General features: G+C 32.7%; 16 protein-coding genes, 2 tRNA genes and 1 rRNA gene. 12 read left to right on the forward strand and 7 right to left on the reverse strand.

Features of this window, described 5'->3' with window-relative positions:
• Positions 1 to 158 precede the first annotated feature (158 nt).
• From AB6T46_RS00905 to AB6T46_RS00915, 3 genes are read left to right on the forward strand one after another with little or no spacing between them, the layout of a single operon-like run.
• A complete protein-coding gene (locus AB6T46_RS00905) occupies positions 159 to 1,088 on the forward strand; it encodes a siderophore ABC transporter substrate-binding protein (protein ID WP_370931581.1) in 930 nt (309 codons plus the stop codon).
• A gap of 39 nt (positions 1,089 to 1,127) precedes the next feature.
• The gene (locus AB6T46_RS00910; RefSeq protein ID WP_370931582.1) at positions 1,128 to 2,108 is read left to right on the forward strand and encodes an ABC transporter permease; all 981 of its coding nucleotides are present in this window, start codon (positions 1,128 to 1,130) and stop codon (positions 2,106 to 2,108) included.
• A 1-nt stretch (position 2,109) separates the two neighbouring features.
• Positions 2,110 to 3,102: an iron chelate uptake ABC transporter family permease subunit gene (locus AB6T46_RS00915; protein ID WP_370931583.1), complete on the forward strand. Its 993-nt coding sequence runs from the start codon at positions 2,110 to 2,112 to the stop codon at positions 3,100 to 3,102.
• A gap of 1 nt (position 3,103) precedes the next feature.
• On the opposite strand, the gene murA is transcribed toward AB6T46_RS00915, so the two are convergent.
• Positions 3,104 to 4,390 carry a UDP-N-acetylglucosamine 1-carboxyvinyltransferase gene (gene murA, locus AB6T46_RS00920; RefSeq protein WP_370931584.1) on the reverse strand — a complete coding sequence of 429 codons (1,287 nt, stop codon included), beginning with the start codon at positions 4,388 to 4,390 and terminating at the stop codon, positions 3,104 to 3,106.
• A gap of 158 nt (positions 4,391 to 4,548) precedes the next feature.
• The gene (locus AB6T46_RS00925) at positions 4,549 to 5,544 is read right to left on the reverse strand and encodes an RluA family pseudouridine synthase (RefSeq protein ID WP_370931585.1); all 996 of its coding nucleotides are present in this window, start codon (positions 5,542 to 5,544) and stop codon (positions 4,549 to 4,551) included.
• 35 nt (positions 5,545 to 5,579) lie between these two features.
• On the opposite strand from AB6T46_RS00925, the gene AB6T46_RS00930 reads away from it, so the two are divergent.
• Complete coding sequence (locus tag AB6T46_RS00930; protein ID WP_370931586.1) at positions 5,580 to 5,960, forward strand: hypothetical protein; 381 nt, start codon at positions 5,580 to 5,582, stop codon at positions 5,958 to 5,960.
• 29 nt (positions 5,961 to 5,989) lie between these two features.
• Here AB6T46_RS00930 and AB6T46_RS00935 read toward each other — a convergent pair whose 3' ends face one another.
• The 3 genes from AB6T46_RS00935 to AB6T46_RS00945 form a co-directional block, all read right to left on the reverse strand.
• A complete protein-coding gene (locus tag AB6T46_RS00935; protein WP_370931587.1) occupies positions 5,990 to 6,526 on the reverse strand; it encodes a DUF4167 domain-containing protein in 537 nt (178 codons plus the stop codon).
• Between the two features lie 642 nt (positions 6,527 to 7,168).
• Positions 7,169 to 8,281 carry an alanine racemase gene (gene alr, locus AB6T46_RS00940; RefSeq protein ID WP_370931588.1) on the reverse strand — a complete coding sequence of 371 codons (1,113 nt, stop codon included), beginning with the start codon at positions 8,279 to 8,281 and terminating at the stop codon, positions 7,169 to 7,171.
• An 85-nt stretch (positions 8,282 to 8,366) separates the two neighbouring features.
• Positions 8,367 to 9,515 (reverse strand): L-lactate dehydrogenase, encoded by a 1,149-nt coding sequence (locus tag AB6T46_RS00945; protein ID WP_370931589.1) that lies wholly within the window; start codon positions 9,513 to 9,515, stop codon positions 8,367 to 8,369.
• A gap of 129 nt (positions 9,516 to 9,644) precedes the next feature.
• On the opposite strand from AB6T46_RS00945, the gene AB6T46_RS00950 reads away from it, so the two are divergent.
• From AB6T46_RS00950 to AB6T46_RS00965, 4 genes are all read left to right on the forward strand, one after another.
• The gene (locus AB6T46_RS00950; protein ID WP_370931590.1) at positions 9,645 to 10,430 is read left to right on the forward strand and encodes a ferredoxin--NADP reductase; all 786 of its coding nucleotides are present in this window, start codon (positions 9,645 to 9,647) and stop codon (positions 10,428 to 10,430) included.
• Between the two features lie 88 nt (positions 10,431 to 10,518).
• Positions 10,519 to 11,436, forward strand: a complete 918-nt coding sequence (locus AB6T46_RS00955) for a rhodanese-related sulfurtransferase (RefSeq protein WP_370931591.1) — start codon at positions 10,519 to 10,521, stop codon at positions 11,434 to 11,436.
• A 51-nt stretch (positions 11,437 to 11,487) separates the two neighbouring features.
• Positions 11,488 to 12,645 carry a type III PLP-dependent enzyme gene (locus AB6T46_RS00960; protein ID WP_370931592.1) on the forward strand — a complete coding sequence of 386 codons (1,158 nt, stop codon included), beginning with the start codon at positions 11,488 to 11,490 and terminating at the stop codon, positions 12,643 to 12,645.
• Positions 12,645 to 13,184, forward strand: a complete 540-nt coding sequence (locus AB6T46_RS00965; RefSeq protein ID WP_370931593.1) for a GNAT family N-acetyltransferase — start codon at positions 12,645 to 12,647, stop codon at positions 13,182 to 13,184. The genes AB6T46_RS00960 and AB6T46_RS00965 overlap by 1 nt, the downstream gene beginning before the upstream one ends.
• On the opposite strand, the gene AB6T46_RS00970 is transcribed toward AB6T46_RS00965, so the two are convergent.
• Both AB6T46_RS00970 and AB6T46_RS00975 read right to left on the reverse strand, forming a co-directional pair.
• A complete protein-coding gene (locus AB6T46_RS00970; RefSeq protein ID WP_370931594.1) occupies positions 13,177 to 13,977 on the reverse strand; it encodes a metal ABC transporter permease in 801 nt (266 codons plus the stop codon). The two genes, AB6T46_RS00965 and AB6T46_RS00970, sit on opposite strands and share 8 nt — an antisense overlap.
• A gap of 5 nt (positions 13,978 to 13,982) precedes the next feature.
• On the reverse strand, positions 13,983 to 14,687 hold the full coding sequence (locus AB6T46_RS00975; protein WP_370931595.1) for a metal ABC transporter ATP-binding protein: 705 nt from the start codon (positions 14,685 to 14,687) through the stop codon (positions 13,983 to 13,985).
• Positions 14,688 to 14,812: 125 nt separating this feature from the next.
• Between AB6T46_RS00975 and AB6T46_RS00980 the strand changes: the two genes are divergently transcribed.
• The 4 genes from AB6T46_RS00980 (at position 14,813) to AB6T46_RS00995 (ending at position 18,635) form a co-directional block, all read left to right on the forward strand.
• Entirely contained in the window at positions 14,813 to 16,225 is a 1,413-nt protein-coding gene (locus AB6T46_RS00980; RefSeq protein WP_370931596.1) for a metal ABC transporter solute-binding protein, Zn/Mn family, read from the forward strand.
• 408 nt (positions 16,226 to 16,633) lie between these two features.
• Positions 16,634 to 18,116, forward strand: a 16S ribosomal RNA gene (locus AB6T46_RS00985).
• A gap of 156 nt (positions 18,117 to 18,272) precedes the next feature.
• A tRNA-Ile gene (locus tag AB6T46_RS00990) sits at positions 18,273 to 18,349 on the forward strand.
• 210 nt (positions 18,350 to 18,559) lie between these two features.
• Positions 18,560 to 18,635 (forward strand) — tRNA-Ala (locus AB6T46_RS00995).
• Positions 18,636 to 18,678 lie beyond the last annotated feature (43 nt).

Below are 18,678 nucleotides of genomic sequence, written 5' to 3' on the forward strand. Positions count from 1 at the left end.
TATTTAACTTATATTTATGTTTAAGTCATCTTATATTTTTACTCATTCACATTAAAAACATTAGTGATTTTTGAATAAAGTTAATTGACATCTAGAAAATTAAACTATAAATTAAATATGACTATTAAACTCATAATTAATTATAATAGAGGCATATTATGAAAATTTTTAAAAAAATTAGCGTTGCAGTTTGCATGGCAGTTGGCTTACTGACGTCTTCTTTTTGTTTCGCTGAACAAATACAGGTGAAACATGCGCAAGGTGTGACAAATGTAACTGTTAATCCTAAACGGGTTATAGTATATGATTTAGGTATATTAGATAATATGGATTTAATTAATGCAACTGATAATATTGTTGCTTTGCCTGAAATTGAATTTCCTAAATATTTGAAAGATCTAGAAAATATAGAAAAAGCTGGGTCTTTATTTAGTCCAGATTATGAAAAAATTGCAGCTTTAAAGCCTGATTTAATTATTATTGCAGGGCGTTCTTCTAGAAATTATGAACAATTATCTAAAATGTTTCCAACTATTGATTTGAGTTTACGTAATGAACATACAGTAGAAGATTCTATTGCTAATATGCGTTTGTTAGGAAAAATATTTAACAAAACAAAAAATGCTGAAAGAGCTATTAAAGCTCTGGAAAGAGACATTAGTTATGTGAAAAGTGTAACTAACAAAAGAGGTGATGCTTTAGCTTTAATAACTACTGGTGGTAAAATAAATCTACTTAGTCCTCAATCTAGATTTGGTCTGTTGTTTTCTAATTTTGGTATAGAAAATGCTCATAAAAAATTAGGCACTGATTCTGCACATGGACAAACAATATCATATGAATTTATTTTAAATGAAAATCCTGATTGGTTGTTTGTATTAGATCGTGATAAAGCAATTAACAATGGTGGAACACCAGCAACAAAATTGTTAGATAATTCTATTATTCGTAAAACTAAAGCTTGGAATAAAAAGCAAATAGTTTATTTAGATCCACATGGATTTTATTTAGCTACTGGTGGTTTTCAGTCCCTGCAGACTAATATAGATATAATCTTAGAAGCTTATCAACAGCAAGCTAAAAAATAACTATAGAATAATCAGAATAATCAGAATAAGCTAAATATTATGATAAACATTAAAAATAATTCTATTTGGTGGATAATTTTAGTATTTAGTTTATTCATTTCTTTGTTTTTTGCCAGTTTATTTATCGGTATTTCTTCCATAACTTTGATAGATTTGTTACTATTGGATGGATTTGCTTGGGATATTTTATTGGCTACTAGAATACCACGCACCGTAGCATTAATATTATCAGGTAGTTCTCTTGCAATTGCAGGGGTTATTTTTCAGAGTTTAACACAAAATAAATTTGTTGAACCAAATACATCAGGTACCACAGCTGCTGCTGCTTTGGGTTTACTGATTACTTTGATATTTTTTCCTGATATAACTATTTTAGGCCGAATATTAGTTACCACTATATGTGCTTTAATTGGTGCTTTTTCTTTTTTAATCATTTTGCAAAATTTACCGTTAAAAAATGCATTAGTTGTACCTTTGGTAGGTATAATTTTTACTTCTATTTTAAATTCTATAGCTACTTTTATCGGTTATAAATTTAATTTGTTGCAATCATTATTAGCATGGAAAACAGGTGATTTTGCATTAATATTAGCGGGCAGATATGAATTAATTTGGTTAACGGCTATAGTTTGTATATTTGCTTATTTATTCGCTCACAAATTTACTATTGCTGGTTTAGGAAGAAATATAACTGAAGGTTTAGGGGTTAATTATCGTGTAACGGTAACCTTAGGTATTATTATGGTTTCTATTATTTCGGCTTTAACTATGACTATTGTTGGCTCTATTCCCTTTGTAGGTTTAGTAATTCCTAATTTTGTTTCATTGTTATTAGGAGATAATTTAAAAAAGTCTTTGCCTATTGTCGCTTTGTCAGGAGCAATTTTATTATTAATTTGCGATATTTTAGGAAGAATAATCGATTATCCATATGAAATACCAATTGGCACGATGATGGGTGTAATAGGCAGTGGGTTATTTTTAATAATAATTTTATCACAAAAGAAACATGTGGGTTAATATGTTAAGAAACACTGATAAACAACATCAGCAAGAACATGTAAAAGCGTTAACTATTATATTTAGATTAGCTATAATAACTATAATTTCTATGGTTTTATTTATGACTATAGGGGTAGTAGGTGATTGGAGTTTTATTATTCCATTCAGAGCTGGTAAATTATTAGTGCTAACTGTAGTATCATGTGCTATTGCAATGTCTACCGTGGTTTTTCAAAGTTTAACTCATAATAATATTTTAACACCATCTATTATTGGTTTTGATAAATTATATATTTTAATACAAACATTAATAGCTTTTTTCTTTAGTAAATCTTATATAAGTTTAGCTAATTCTAATTGGGTTTTTTTTATAAATGTTATAGTGATGACAACTTTAAGTAGCTTATTGTTTCACTGGTTATTTTTATCACAAAAACGTAGCTTGCATGTTGTGTTATTAGTTGGAATTATTTTAGGTAGTTTTTTTTCAAGTTTGAATGTTTTTATGCAGCGTATTTTGGAGCCTGACTTATTTGCTGTGTTACAAGATAATAGTTTTGCAAATTTTAATAACTATAAAATGTCTTTAGTATATTTAGCTGCCTTAGCAGTAATACTTATGGCGATTTTATTATGGTATAAATTACCCGAATTAGATGTGCTTTCATTAGGGAGAAATAATGCTATAAATTTAGGGATGGATTATTCATTAACTATGTTTCAATTTTTAATTATAGTTAATATTTTAGTAGTTTTTTCTACCGCATTAGTAGGACCTGTTACATTTTTTGGTCTTATAGTAGTACATTTAGCTAGAATTATTATTAAGACTTCTAAACATAAATATTTACTTCCAGCTGCTTGTTTAATTGCTATTATGACGTTGGTAATTGGACAAATAATCTTAGAAAGAATTTTTAATTTTAATACTGCTTTATCTATAATTGTAGAATTTATTGGGGGTCTATTATTTTTATTTTTATTATTTAAAGAGTCTAAAATTAAACATTAAATTATTTAGTGATCCGGCAGATATTAGCCCCACAGCGAGATAATTTTTTTTCTAAAAATTCAAAACCTCTATCTAAATGATGAATGTTTTTTATAATGGTTTCACCATCAGCGGCTAGTGCTGCAATAACTAAAGAAGCAGAGGCTCGTAGATCAGTAGCTTTTACATCGGCACCGGTTAAAGACTTAACTCCTGTTACTGTTGCTTCTTGTTCATCTAAAGTAATGTTAGCTCCTAATCTTCTTAGTTCTGGTACATGCATGAAGCGATTTTCAAATACAGTTTCTTTTATCCGTGAAGTACCACATGATTTGGTCATTAAACCCATAAATTGTGCTTGTAAGTCTGTAGGAAATTCAGGATAAACGCCGGTAATTATATCTACGGGGTAAATTATATTTCCGGTACGTTTTACTCTTAAACCTTCATCATATTGAGTAATTTCTGCACCAGTTTTACGTAGGACATCTATAACTGTAGGTAGTAATTTTTCCTCACCATTTACTAGCATTACATCACCGCCTGTCATAGCAACAGCCATAGCATAGGTACCAGCTTCAATACGGTCACTTATGACTTTAATATTTGCTTTATGTAATTTAGTGACACCTTGAATGGTAACTGTATCAGTTCCTGCGCCTTTTATATTACCGCCCATAGCATTTATACATTGTGCTAAATTTACGATCTCGGGTTCTTTGGCTGCATTGTGTAAAATGGTTTCTCCATTAGCTAAACTAGCAGCCATTATCATAATATGTGTACCGCCAACGGTAACTTTAGGAAATTTATAAGCGGCACCGGTTAAACCATTCGAAGCTTTTGCCATTGCATAACCATTTTTTATTTCAATTTCTACGCCTAAAGCTTCTAGACCTTTAAAGATAAAGTCTAATGGGCGAGCTCCTATAGAGCAACCTCCGGGTAAAGAAACGCAAGCTTCTCCAGTGCGAGCTAATAATGGGGCTATAACCCAAAAACTTGCACGCATTTTAGAAACTAATTCGTAGGGTGCAGTTGTATTAGTAATTTTATTTGCAGTAAAATGGATAGTTCTAGAATAGTTTTGGTATTCATTTTCATGATCTTCAATGGAGATATGAACCCCGTGATTAATTAAAATTTTGATTAATTGTTCAACATCAGCTAAATATGGAATATTTTTTAATGAAAGAGTTTCCTCAGTTAATAATGAGGAAATCATTAAGGGAAGCGCAGCGTTTTTTGCTCCTGAAATAGGTAAATAACCATTCAGTTGGTTGCCGCCAATAATTTTTATAACATCCATATTATAACCAATCTCTAAGTTTAATTACAAAAGTAACTATAGTCATCTCATTTGTGGATAAGTGATTAGTTCCTACTAAAAATAATAATTAATATAGCTTAGTTCTTATCTTAAGAAATAGTTATTAGCAATATTTTATTATAGATTATAACCATCTATTATAAATTTTCAAAAAAATTTATTAATAATTTAAAGTCATTTGGTAGAGGACTATTAAAAATTAATTTTTCTTTAGTGCGGGGATGGTTAAAACCTAAGCTATAAGCATGTAAAGCTTGCCGATTGAATTTAGTTAAATATTCTGCAGCTTCTGTAGTTAATAAATTTATTTTAGATTTAAAAGATTTACTATATTCGGGATCTCCTACTACCGGATGCCCTATATGTTGCATATGGACTCTTATTTGATGAGTTCTGCCGGTTTCTAAGCTACAACAAATTAAACTAGCTATTATATTGCCATCTGAATTAATAAATTTTTTACAGAGTTCATAATGAGTAACGGCCCAGCGCGCATTAGGTCTTGAGTTTGTTATAGCTTTTTGTTTTTTTCTATCTTTTTCATCTTTACAGATATAACTAGAGATAGTTCCTTGTTGTTTCTCAATATCGCCCCATACTAAAGCATAATATTTTCTCACTAAGAAAAGATTCTTACCGTGATCAGCAAATAGAATACTTAATTGTTGGTGTGCTAAATCATTTTTAGCGACTACCATAATACCAGAAGTATTTTTATCAAGCCTATGAACAATTCCAGGACGTTTTATGCCCCCTATGCCCGATAGGCTATCTGAGCAGTGATATAATAGAGCATTAACTAATGTGCCACTCCAATTACCATGTGCAGGATGGACAACTAAACCAGCTGGTTTATCAATAATTAAAATATCGTTATCTTCAAATAAAATATTCAGAGTAATATTTTCTGCTGTAGGGGTATCATCCACAGCGTCAGGTATCTTTACACTAATAGTATCATTCGTTTTTAGTAAAAATTTTTTTTCAAAAATAACTTTATTATTGACACAGACACAACCATCTTTAATAAGTAATTGTAAACGATTGCGTGATAATTGATTGGAGAAAATATTTGATAAATAACTATCTAATCTTTGTGTTTTAGCATCTGTATAGATAAATATATTACTCAAGAAAAGCCTCACTTAAATTTAAAGGAATTTTTTAGATGAACGAAGAACAATTAAACCAACAAGATGAAAATAACAGAATAGATCCATCTTTTGAAAAAGTAAAACGAAAATTAATGCGCTTAATGTTTATTTCTGTAACTATTATGGTTGTTAGTATAGGAGCAGTTATAATTGCTATCATAATGAAAATGAACTCTAAAAATAACAATAGTATTACTGAATTACAGTTAAATAATATGAGCCAATTTAATTTAACTTTACCTAAAAATACGCAATTAATCTCAACACAATTAAATAACAATCATTTATTAATGGAGTTTAAAGATAATACAGGCAAAACACATTTTGCTATTTTGGATATCATCACTAAAAAGCCAATATTAAATGTTAATCTTTTGTTTAACAACATAGATTAATAAAATAATCCATTAGTTATATTAATAAATTAACATGCTTCACTAGCCGCAGGAGGATTGTCATCTAAAGAATCATTAGAACTATTTTCAACATTTTCAGTTTCTTCTACATTTTTTTTAGCTGTTTTTGTAGTAGTTCTTCTTAATCTTTTTACTTTTTTAATTGGTTTTTTAGTTGACTCTACATCTTCTTCTACTTTAACTTGCTTTTCTTCGCAATTTTCCTCAGTAGTTTCAGTGGTGATTTCTGTCGCAACTGGAGTAGGGGCTGGTTGATTAGCTTCAGCATTATTATTTGCTACCAGATTAGCTTGTTGTGCAGCAAAAATAAGGCGGTTATAATGCTCAGCGTGTTGCAGATAATTTTCTGCCATGATCCTATCTCCAGATGAAAGAGCATCCCTAGCAAGAGCTATATATTTTTCCGCTACTTGTTGAGCGTTGCCACGGACTTTAACATCTGGACCATTACTTTCATAGGTGCGAGAAAGAGGATTTTGTCCTTTACGATTTTGGTTATTATTACGCACACGGTGATTATATTTATTTTGTTGTCCAGTTCTCATTATACTCAGCACTTTTGTTATCAAATATATATTATACGTTACTTTATGTAGTAAGTATTGGTTTATTCAAGGTCTATGTGATATATTACATATTAGATATAATTATCTAATTAATTTATAGATAGCTTATAAATATTCAAGGTTTTAAATTGCCTTTGCCACATTATACTAGCCTTTTTTATGATTAATTACAAGAGTATAATTAATTTTTATTAAATTTTATATAAATATCGGATTTTTTGGTAAATTTCTTCATAATTACGGCTATTAGTAGCAAAAAGCTAACTAGATATATAATTATTGGTGAAAATACAAATAAGAAAAATATTAAACTAAAGAAAATTATCCCTCCTGTTAGGATAGTAAATGCTGTTATAATTGCAAATAAAGATAGATAACTACCAGAATATATAAGCGCTAAGAATATGATCAAGCTAACTAAAAATAACATAACAGCCTCCAGTATTATTCTCTATTTGCTATAATAGGTAATATTTTCTTTAAATTGTAAATTAACTTATATATTTTAGCTAATTATACTTAGGTTAGTCAATATTCCTATATCTTACGAAAGAAAATTAATCTTGTTGTGATTTATGTTTGGTTGTTAGCTTGCTTTTTTGGAATCTAATAATTTTTTAATTAAATTAATTGATGTATTTTTTCACAGCCCTTACCTAAATTTGTTAAACATTCATATGGAATACTATTGGCTTTATTGGCTAAGTCAGACCAAGTTTGTTGTGAACTTATTAGATCTACCCAACTATATAACTGGAGGTCTTGTTCCTTTAATGCGCTTATATCTACGGTTGTTACATCCATAGATATAGTTCCTACTATTGGAAGCTCTTTATTTTTATAATAGAAACAACCTTTATTGCTTAATTGTCTAGATAATCCATTACCATAACCTATAGCTAAAGTTGCAATTTGAGTATCTTCAGTGGTTATATATGTTTCATTATATCCTATAGCGGTTCCAGCTTTTACGTTTCTTATTTGTATAACACATGCTTGTACTTGTGCTATTGGTTTTAATTTTTCTTGTATAGTTGAGTTATTAGTTAAACCGTAAATACTTATTCCGCAACGAATAAGGTCTTTATGAAATTTTTTTTCTAAAAACATCCCGTGTGAATTAGATAAAGATGATTTAATTTTAGGGAAAAAATTATTAACTGTTTGTGTGAATAAGTTTAACTGCTTTTCATTACTGGAAGCTAAAGGAATTTCTGATTGAGATAAATGACTAATGATATATTTTATATCCAGCATTTTTATTATTTCTGTAATATTGACCATAGAAGTTAAACAGTCTATATCTAATCCTAATCGTGCCATTCCTGTATCTATTTGTAGTAAAATAGTGGGTTTTATATGATTATTTTTAGCAAAATTATACCATTCATTTAATTGTTCAAGATTGTTGATAATTGGTGTTATATTATATTTTAAATAACATTCTATATTACCATTTTCTGGGCCGTTAAGTACATAAATGGATCTATCCGGCGGTAATATAGTATTTATTTTAAGAGCTTCAGTAAAATGGGCAACAAAATATTCTCGACAACCTTGTTGATAAAGAGTTTTTGCTATTTCAATATCACCTAGACCATAACCATTAGCTTTGATAACGGCGGCTATGGGAACATCATGTGCTTGTTGTTTAAGCACATGATAATTGTGAGATAAATTTTTATGTGAAACAATAATTCTAGGTTTGTAATTATTAAAAGTTGTTGTACTCAAGAGAAACTCCTATAAATAATTATCATTGTTTATACAATAATTCATATAATAATATGAGTCTACTCTTTAATATAACAATATAATTTTACTTTTTGAAATATATTATATCTGAATTTATTTCCTTAATATTTGTTTTACCAGTTAAACCCATAGTAATATCAAGTTCTGTATGGATAATTTCTAAGGCGCGTGTAACACCTGCTTTTCCTGCTGCTCCGAGACCATATAACCAAGGACGTCCTATATAAGTTCCTTTGGCGCCTAGTGCTAAGGCTCTTAATACATCTTGCCCTGATCTAATACCACCATCTATATGAACTTCTATATCATTACCAACTGTTTCCACAATCTCTGGTAATAAATCAATAGAAGCAGGAGCGCCGTCTAATTGTCGTCCTCCATGGTTGGACACTGTTAGAGCATCAGCACCAGAATTTACAGCTGCTATAGCATCATCTTTACGCATGATACCTTTTATTATTAGTGGGCCGTTCCATAATTTTTTTACCCATTCAACATCATTCCAACTAAGAGCTGGATCAAATTGTTCTCCTATCCAGGAAGAAAGAGAGCTTAAGTCGCTAACATCTTTTGCGTATCCTACGATATTTCCAAATGAATGTCTGCGTGTTTTGAGCATTTGCCAACACCATCTTGGTCTAGTCGCAAATTGTAAAAAACTGTCAAAATTAATTTTAGGGGGCGCAGAAAGGCCATTCTTTATATCTTTATGACGTTGACCTAAAACTTGTAAATCTACTGTTAAAATTAATGCACTACATTTAACCTGTTTAGCTCTCTCGATCAAATTTTGCATAAAATTTCGATCTTTCATCATATAAAGTTGAAACCAAAAAGGTGAATTAGTTACTGACGCTACATCTTCTAATGAACAAATGCTCATAGTAGATAAGCAAAAAGGTACGCCAAATTCATTAGCTGCTTGGACTGCTAGCATCTCCCCATCAGCATATTGCATGCCTGCAAAACCTGAAGGAGCTAAAGCAACAGGCATAGTAACTTTTTGACCTATCATAGTGGTCGCGGTAGAGCGCTGACTTATATCGGTTAAAACTTTTTGTGAAAAGAGAATATTTTTATAAGCTTCTTCATTGTTATTATAAGTGGATTCACTCCACGACCCAGAATCAACATAGTCAAAAAACATTCTAGGGACTTTATCTTTTGCTTGTTTTTTAAGATCTGCTATAGTTAAAAGTTGTTTTAAAGACATTTATTCCTCAATTATTTTTTAATCCATCTCTGTACGAATTAGAATATCTTTTGTATATAATACGAATAATATTTATAAACAATTGATTTTCCTATAAAATATAAAATTATTATAAATAAGGATAAATGGATGAGCGAAGATAAAATACCAGCTAATTGTTATAAGCTTAAGGTTCTAGAAGTGGAACATTACACAGATAGGCTATTTAGATTTGTTACCGAAAGACCGGCTGACTTTCGTTTTCGTTCTGGTGAATTTGTAATGATCTCATTACCAAAATTAGAAAAATTAATTTTCAGGGCTTATTCAATAGCTAGCTCTGCTTGGGACGAAACGTTAGAGTTTTTTTCTATTAAAGTGCCAGATGGACCGTTAACAGAACAGTTACAAAAAATAACCATAGATGATGAAATTATAATGCGTAAAAAATCTACCGGCACCTTAGTCGTAGATGCATTATTACCTGGAAAAAGGTTATATCTATTATCAACAGGTACGGGTTTTGCTCCTTTTGCTAGTTTATTAAGAGATGTTGAGATATATGAAAAATTTGAGCAGATTGTAGTTATACAAACTACTAGAGAGGTAAATGAATTAAATTATGCTAAACAAGTGGTTGAAGCATTAAATCAACATCCAATTATTGCAGAATGGGTGGATAAAATTAAATTTTATCCAATGACAACTAGACAGCAGTCAGAATATATGGGCAGAATAACTAGTCATATTAAGGCGGGTACGTTATGTAGTTGGACAGGATTACCTCCTCTTAATCCAGAAGAAGATAGGATAATGATTTGTGGATCGGTAAATATGCTAAAAGAGTTAAAAGAAATAGTTACTGAACTAGGATTTAAAGAAGGAGCAAATAATTCACCTGCGAGCTTTGTAGTAGAAAAAGCTTTCGTAGAATAAGCTATTCTTTATCGCACTTGTAATTAAACCGAAAAATATGTTAATTATCTATGATCGTTGGTTATTTGACATATGTGTGGAACTTAAAATGGAAAAAAAATATAAAATTGCAGCATTATATTGTTTCGCTGATTGGAAGGATTTTGAAAAAGCTAGATCAGCTTTATTGGATTTCTGTAAAAATAACAACCTAAAAGGAACTTTATTAATAGCAAAAGAAGGTATTAATGGAACTGTGGCAGGTAAGCATACGGCTATAGATCAACTAATAGAATTTATTAAGTCATATAAAATATTTGATAATATGGAACTTAAATTTTCTTATAGTGATAAGATGCCTTTCTTACGTATGAAAGTAAAAATAAAAAAAGAAATAGTTACTTTGGGCGTAGAAGGAGTAAATCCTTTAGCTGCGGTAGGAACTTATTTAGAGCCACAAGAGTGGAATGATTTGTTAGCTAAGGAAGATACAGTAATCATTGATACAAGAAATGGTTATGAATATGATATTGGCACTTTTAAAGGTGCTATTGATCCTGCTACGAATACTTTTAAAGAATTTCCAGCTTGGGTAGAGTTAAATAAGGCTAAGTTAGAAGGTAAAAAAATTGCTATGTTTTGTACCGGGGGTATTCGTTGTGAAAAGGCGACTTCTTATCTGAAAACTATAGGCTACAATAATGTATATCATTTAAAGGGGGGTATCCTCAAATATTTAGAAACTATTCCTCCACAAGATAGTTTATGGGAAGGTCAATGTTTTGTATTTGACGATAGAGTATCAGTAGGACATGGATTAAAAGAGGGGGATTATAGCTTGTGCAGAGCTTGTCAGAGACCTTTATCACCTAGCGATAAATTACATGAACATTTTGAAGAAGGTGTATCTTGTGCTGATTGTTACTCTGTTAGGACAGAAAGTGATAGAAGTAGGTTTAAAGAAAGACAAAGACAGATTGAATTAGCAAAAATTCGAGGAAATGGTGCTCATTTAGGGCAAGCATAATAACCTCGATTTTGTTGTATTAAACATATGTTCCACCATAAGGAATTGCAGATGTATCTTGATAAGATTGCAAAATATTTAGAAAATAACCAACCTAACACACCTTGCATATTGTTGGATTTAAGTCAGGTTGAGAAAAATTTTAATGCTTTTAGGAATTCAATACCAAAGGCAAAAATTTTTTATGCTATAAAAGCTAACCCAGAGTTAGAGGTGTTGCAATTATTACATTCTATGGGTAGTTGTTTTGATGCAGCTTCAATTCCTGAGATTGAGATGGTAGTAAAGCTGGGTGCAAAAGCAGAAAATATTTCATTTGGAAATACGATTAAAAAAGAAAGCGATATATTAAAAGCTTATCAATTAGGTATAAGATTATTCGCTGTTGATTCTCTCGAAGAGTTAGAGAAAATTGCAAGAGTTGCACCAAATAGTAAAATATTTTGTAGAATATTAGTAGAAGGAGAAGGCGCTCAATGGCCTTTAACTCGTAAATTTGGTTGTGAATCTGACTATGCTATACATATTTTACAAAAAGCTGTAACGTTAGGTTTATCACCCGTAGGTGTGTCTTTTCACGTTGGTTCTCAACAGGTTTGTTTAGATGCTTGGGATAAAGCTCTTAAAAAAGTCAAATATATTTTTGATGTTATGGAGAAGAAAAATATTAATTTAAACCTTATTAATATGGGCGGAGGATTCCCTATATCTTATTTAACAGATGTTCCAGAAATATCATGTTATGGCACGGCAATTATGGAATCCTTTAATAAATATTTTGCTGATAAAAACATTGATATTATAATTGAACCAGGTAGAGGAATGGTAGGAGACGTTGGGGTATTGTTAACCGAGGTAGTTTTAATATCGCGCAAAAATTTGAGTAATCAAGAAAAAAGATGGATCTTTTTAGATAGTGGCAAATTTAATGGCTTAATAGAAACGTTAGATGAATCAATCAGATATGATATTAGATTATTAGATAATTTCTTACAGGATAAGCCTAATGATAAAGGAGAAGCTGCTATAATTGCTGGGCCAACTTGTGATTCTGCAGATATTTTATATGAAAAAAATCCTTATCCATTACCAGATAATTTGCAAATAGGTGATAAATTAGTAGTATTAGGAGCAGGGGCTTACACGAGTAGTTACGCTTCTGTAGCTTTTAATGGTTTTGAACCAATAAAAACTTATGTTATTTCATAATGAAGATAGATAATTTACCGGAAGGTTTTTACCTTAAGACAGAAAATGCGTCGCTTGTTGAGAAAAAAGATGCTTTTTTAGATGAGTGTTTTTTTTCAAGGCGCAGCGGTCCATGTCATGCTATTAGATTAGAATCTTCGCAAATTTTATCTTTATCTTATTTGGTTTTTTCTGACAAAGATGAAATAATTGCTAACATTCAAATTTGGTCGATAACGGCGGGAGATGTGCCGGCCGCTTTAATGGGACCGTTGGTTGTAGATCCAAAATTTCGTGGATTAGGACTTGGAAAATATTTGACTAACTTAGTTATTGAACAAGCTAAAGCAGAAAATATTGGTGCTTTATTTTTAATAGGGGATCGTGCTTATTATGAAAAATTTGGTTTTTCTCATCAATTAACTAAAAATTTTTATATACCGCAGACGTTTGGCAGTTATGATCCTAATAGATTCCTTGCAATGGAACTTAAGCAAGATTATCTAAAAAATATTTCTGGTTGTTTATTGCCAGCTAAAATAACAATTTTTTCTAATTAAATTTCTTCTTTATAATATGATAGAAAGTTGTAATAAAGAATAGGCAACTAGCTGCTACTACTATCGTTGGGGCAGCTGGAGGATCCCAATATAATGACACAAATAATCCGATAATAGATGATAAAATAGCAAAGATAGATGATAAAATAGCCATTTGCGTAGGGCTAGTAGAAAAATATCTTGCTGTGGATGCGGGTATTATTAATAAGGCGGTAAATAATAATATTCCGATAATTTTCATAGCTATAGCAATTAAAATAGCTAACATAAAAGTAAATGTTATCCGTAGCATAGAAGATGATATTTTTTCAGCTTGCGCTAATGATGGTGAGATGGTTTCTAATATTAAGATTCTCCAAATTTTTGCTAGCCATAATAATAATAATACCCCCCCTCCCCAAACAAGAATTATATCTTCTATAGAGGTGGCTAGTATATCACCAAATAAATAAGACATTATGTCAATTCTTACCCACGTCATAAAGCTGAAAATCACTAAACCTAGCGCTAGAGTAAAATGTGAAATTATACTTAAGATAGTATCATTGCTAAAATTATGTAATCGTTGAAAAAATAGTAGCAATAAAGCGCTTATAATAGCTATAATAAAAATAGCTAGATTTAGATTTATTTTTAATAAAAAAGCAAAGACAATACCAAGAATAGCAGAATGAGCCATAGTATCACCTAAATAAGCCATTCTACGCCAAATTAATAAACAGCCAAAAGGTCCGGCAATCAAAGCTAGTCCACTAGCAGATAAAAGGGAATAAATAAAAAAAGTTTCATACATTAAAATTATACCTGCGAATCACGAATTTTATGCATAGAAGGAGCCGGGCAAAGTAAAAATTGTTGAGAGAATTCTTTAGAATCGCCATTGAATATAATTTTACCTTCTTTTAAGTGAATAATTTTATCACTGATATTTGATATTATCATTAAATCGTGAGAAATTAAAAAGATAGAAATTTTTATATTATTTTTTACCCAAGAAAGTAATTGATAAAGTTCAGTTTGACCTTCACTATCAATATTTTGAATTGGTTCATCTAGAATCAATAAATCTGGGCGTCTAGCAATTGCACGTGTCAGAAGAACCCTCTGTTTTTCTCCGCCGGATAAAGTATGCATTTGTTGATTTTTTAATGATGTAATTTTAGTCTTTTCTGATAAACTAGAAAGTAATTCCTTATCTAGAGCGAATGGTAGATTCAGAAAATCATTCACGGTTAGTGGTAAAATTTCATCGAATTGTAAATATTGAGGAAGGTAAGAAATGTTAAGTTGGTTAGAAAAAGATATTTTTCCAGCTGATGGTTCACGTAAACCTAACAAAAGTTTTGCAATAGTGCTTTTGCCCGCTCCATTGTGACCGATCAGTGTAATAAATTCGTTTGTGTTTATTCTGAAATTAATATTAGATAAAATTTGATTCTTTTTTTGCCCAAAGTATATATGTTCAAAGTTTACTAGATAATGATCTTTTGTATTGATAATCATAATTGTTATTGATTCGCTTAGGGGTATGGTTTATCTTGAGGGTAATTTCTAATATTAAGTTTACTTATATTAAGGTTATTTTTTATTTTATACAATAGTTCATATCTTAATTTTTGAGGAAATAAATGAAACAAAATTCTTTAATTATAAAAATGATAATATTATTATTTGGTTTATGGGTGTCTTTAACAGCTGTAAATGCACATAATAACATTAAATCAACTAATAAAGTACCTAATGTTGTAGTATCCATTGCACCATTATATTCGTGGGTCTCCGCTGTAATGGGTGATCTTGGAACTCCTAAATTATTAGTTACAGGAAATAATTCACCTCATGGATATAATTTGCGTCCTTCTGATATGAACTTATTATCAAAAGCAGATGTTATATTTTGGGTAGGCGAAGAGTTAGAGCATTTTCTTATAAAGCCTTTAGCAAATTTAGGGAAATCTACTAAGGTTGTATCCTTAATAAATACACCTAATTTATTATTATTGAGCCCTAGATCTACAGGAGATTTTGAACATCACCATCATCATGAGCATGGGCATAAACATGGAAACTCAGAAGAGCATGAATGCACTTGTGATGAAGAAGACGGTCATGGACACAAACACAAACATGGCGAATCTGAAGAGCATGAATGTCTTTGTGATGAGGAAGACGGTCATGGACACAAGCATAAATATGGCGAATCTGAAGAGCATGAATGTCTTTGTGATGAGGAAGATGGACATGGACACAAACACAAACATGGCGAATCTGAAGAGCATGAATGTCTTTGTGAGGAAGAAGATGGTCATGGACACAAACATAAACATGGCGAATCTGAAGAGCATGAATGTCTTTGTGATGAGGAAGATGGACATGGACACAAACATAAACATGGCGAATCTGAAGAGCATGAATGTCTTTGTGATGAGGAAGATGGACATGGACACAAACACAAACATGGCGAATCTGAAGAGCATGAATGTCTTTGTGAGGAAGAAGATGGTCATGGACACAAACATAGCTCTATAGATTCACATTTTTGGTTAGATCCTGTGAATGCAAGGATTTCTGTATTGCATATAGCTAAGGTTTTAAGTGCTCAGGATCCCAAGAATGCGGCTACATACAAGAAGAATGCTGGCATCTACATAAAAAAGTTGGAAACTTTAGAAAAAAATATTGCAGAAAAATTATCGTCAATAAAAGATAAGCCATTTGTGGTAGAACATGATGCTTACCAGTATTTTAGTAATCGTTTTAATTTAAATATAGTAGGAGCAGTTATGCTTGATCCTTCTCACGGTGTTGGAGCTAAACATTTAGATGAAATACGTAGAAAAATTAAGAGGTTAGACGCAAAATGTATTTTTGCTGAACCGCAGTTTTCTCCTAAAATGATTGATTCTATAGCTAAAGATTTAGGTATTAAGGTAGCTATCTTAGATCCATTAGGAGCCAATTTACCTTTAAATTCGTCTTTATATTCGTCTTTATTGTTTGGTTTAAGTGGTTCTTTGTTGGAGTGTTTAAATATTAATTAAACATCTTGTGTGGAAAACTTATAAAAAAGTTATATAATTTTATTGACAAATTGTTATTGAATTAGCTATAAGTGTGTATGTCGTTGATTGATTAATTTATAATTTGTTTAATGACTGATTGGAATTACCGAGCTTTATTGCTCGGCTTTTTTTCCACCGAATGTTATTTAGGTGGATTGCTCTATGAAAAGTGAATATGGAAAGAGAAACGTAGGCGGCATAAGCAGCTGCTCTATTTTTAGAGCAAAGACATTTATGTCTGCCACGTTTAAGAGAGTATTGACGTATATTTGTTGATATTTGATCATTGATTTATCATTGATTAAGTTATTGATATATATATATGGTGTAAATAATGTTCTCGTCAATTTAATAAGCGTGACCAGATTATAGCCAAATTAAACTTTTAAACATGAGAGTTTGATCCTGGCTCAGAACGAACGCTGGCGGCAGGCTTAACACATGCAAGTCGAGCGCACAGTTTACTGTGAGCGGCAGACGGGTGAGTAACGCGTGGGAATCTACCCAAATCTACGGAATAACATAGAGAAATTTATGCTAATACCGTATGTGCCCTTCGGGGGAAAGATTTATCGGATTTGGATGAGCCCGCGTTGGATTAGCTAGTTGGTAGGGTAAAGGCCTACCAAGGCGACGATCCATAGCTGGTCTGAGAGGATGATCAGCCACACTGGGACTGAGACACGGCCCAGACTCCTACGGGAGGCAGCAGTGGGGAATATTGGACAATGGGCGCAAGCCTGATCCAGCCATGCCGCGTGAGTGAAGAAGGCCTTAGGGTTGTAAAGCTCTTTCACCGGTGAAGATAATGACGGTAACCGGAGAAGAAGCCCCGGCTAACTTCGTGCCAGCAGCCGCGGTAATACGAAGGGGGCTAGCGTTGTTCGGATTTACTGGGCGTAAAGGGCGCGTAGGCGGACACTTAAGTCAGGGGTGAAATCCCGAGGCTCAACCTCGGAACTGCCTTTGATACTGGGTGTCTAGAGTACAGAAGAGGTGAGTGGAATTCCGAGTGTAGAGGTGGAATTCGTAGATATTCGGAGGAACACCAGTGGCGAAGGCGGCTCACTGGTCTGTCACTGACGCTGAGGCGCGAAAGCGTGGGGAGCAAACAGGATTAGATACCCTGGTAGTCCACGCCGTAAACGATGGAAGCTAGCCGTTGGAAGTTTAACTTTCGGTGGTGCAGCTAACGCATTAAGCTTCCCGCCTGGGGAGTACGGTCGCAAGATTAAAACTTAAAGGAATTGACGGGGGCCCGCACAAGCGGTGGAGCATGTGGTTTAATTCGAAGCAACGCGCAGAACCTTCCAGCCCTTGACATCCCGACTATGATTTTCAGAGATGAATTTCTTCAGCTAGGCTGGGTCGGAGACAGGTGCTGCATGGCTGTCGTCAGCTCGTGTCGTGAGATGTTGGGTTAAGTCCCGCAACGAGCGCAACCCTCGCCCTTAGTTGCCATCATTAAGTTGGGCACTCTAAGGGGACTGTCGGTGATAAGCCGGAGGAAGGTGGGGATGACGTCAAGTCCTCATGGCCCTTACGGGCTGGGCTACACACGTGCTACAATGGTGGTGACAATGGGCAGCGAAGTCGCGAGGCTAAGCTAATCTCCAAAAACCATCTCAGTTCGGATTGCACTCTGCAACTCGAGTGCATGAAGTTGGAATCGCTAGTAATCGTGGATCAGCATGCCACGGTGAATACGTTCCCGGGCCTTGTACACACCGCCCGTCAAACCATGGGAGTTGGTTTTACCTGAAGGTGCTGAGCTAACCGCAAGGAGGCAGGCAACCACGGTAGGGTCAGGACTGGGGTTAAGTCGTAACAAGGTAGCCGTAGGAGAACCTGCGGCTGGATCACCTCCTTTCTAAGGAAGAAAATAATTTTCATTAGATATTATTTTCTTAATTTAGACAAAGATCGTAAGATCTGACAAATAAAGCTGTTATGCCGTCTTCGTTTCTCTTTCCGATGAAGTATCCTGTAATCAAAAGAATGTTATGCCTTGTATTTTATTGCTTTTGGGCTTGTAGCTCAGTTGGTTAGAGCGCGCGCTTGATAAGCGTGAGGTCGAAGGTTCAAGTCCTTCCAGGCCCACCATAAGTGTAGTTCTAACAATAGTGCTCACTAATTTAAAATATTCTTGTATTTAGTAAGCTAGCTTTATGCTTTATATAATTATTATCTTTCCTGATTATTTTATATTAGTTGCATTTTAGCTAGCTTTATCTATTTATTAGATATTGTTACTTATTCTAAAGCTATTTAGTTTATTAATTTTATAATGAAAATTATAAAATAAAGATTAGGGGGGCCGTAGCTCAGCTGGGAGAGCACCTGCTTTGCAAGCAGGGGGTCGTCGGTTCGATCCCGTCCGGCTCCACCATAATTATAAATTATTATCTAGGTATAACTATTGTAGTTTTTCT

It is taken from the genome of Bartonella sp. DGB1 (assembly GCF_041345015.1).
Lineage (GTDB): Bacteria > Pseudomonadota > Alphaproteobacteria > Rhizobiales > Rhizobiaceae > DGB1.

What these genes read in the sequence shown, in the direction of transcription:
- AB6T46_RS00910 (WP_370931582.1), top strand. Translation starts at nt 1,128, where the DNA reads ATGATAAACATTAAAAATAATTCTATTTGGTGGATAATTTTAGTATTT.
- AB6T46_RS00945 (WP_370931589.1), bottom strand. Translation starts at nt 9,515, where the DNA reads ATGTCTTTAAAACAACTTTTAACTATAGCAGATCTTAAAAAACAAGCA.
- AB6T46_RS00915 (WP_370931583.1), top strand. Translation starts at nt 2,110, where the DNA reads ATGTTAAGAAACACTGATAAACAACATCAGCAAGAACATGTAAAAGCG.
- murA (WP_370931584.1), bottom strand. Translation starts at nt 4,390, where the DNA reads ATGGATGTTATAAAAATTATTGGCGGCAACCAACTGAATGGTTATTTA.
- AB6T46_RS00960 (WP_370931592.1), top strand. Translation starts at nt 11,488, where the DNA reads ATGTATCTTGATAAGATTGCAAAATATTTAGAAAATAACCAACCTAAC.
- AB6T46_RS00935 (WP_370931587.1), bottom strand. Translation starts at nt 6,526, where the DNA reads ATGAGAACTGGACAACAAAATAAATATAATCACCGTGTGCGTAATAAT.
- AB6T46_RS00930 (WP_370931586.1), top strand. Translation starts at nt 5,580, where the DNA reads ATGAACGAAGAACAATTAAACCAACAAGATGAAAATAACAGAATAGAT.
- AB6T46_RS00980 (WP_370931596.1), top strand. Translation starts at nt 14,813, where the DNA reads ATGAAACAAAATTCTTTAATTATAAAAATGATAATATTATTATTTGGT.
- AB6T46_RS00905 (WP_370931581.1), top strand. Translation starts at nt 159, where the DNA reads ATGAAAATTTTTAAAAAAATTAGCGTTGCAGTTTGCATGGCAGTTGGC.
- AB6T46_RS00955 (WP_370931591.1), top strand. Translation starts at nt 10,519, where the DNA reads ATGGAAAAAAAATATAAAATTGCAGCATTATATTGTTTCGCTGATTGG.
- AB6T46_RS00975 (WP_370931595.1), bottom strand. Translation starts at nt 14,687, where the DNA reads ATGATTATCAATACAAAAGATCATTATCTAGTAAACTTTGAACATATA.
- AB6T46_RS00970 (WP_370931594.1), bottom strand. Translation starts at nt 13,977, where the DNA reads ATGTATGAAACTTTTTTTATTTATTCCCTTTTATCTGCTAGTGGACTA.
- AB6T46_RS00950 (WP_370931590.1), top strand. Translation starts at nt 9,645, where the DNA reads ATGAGCGAAGATAAAATACCAGCTAATTGTTATAAGCTTAAGGTTCTA.
- AB6T46_RS00965 (WP_370931593.1), top strand. Translation starts at nt 12,645, where the DNA reads ATGAAGATAGATAATTTACCGGAAGGTTTTTACCTTAAGACAGAAAAT.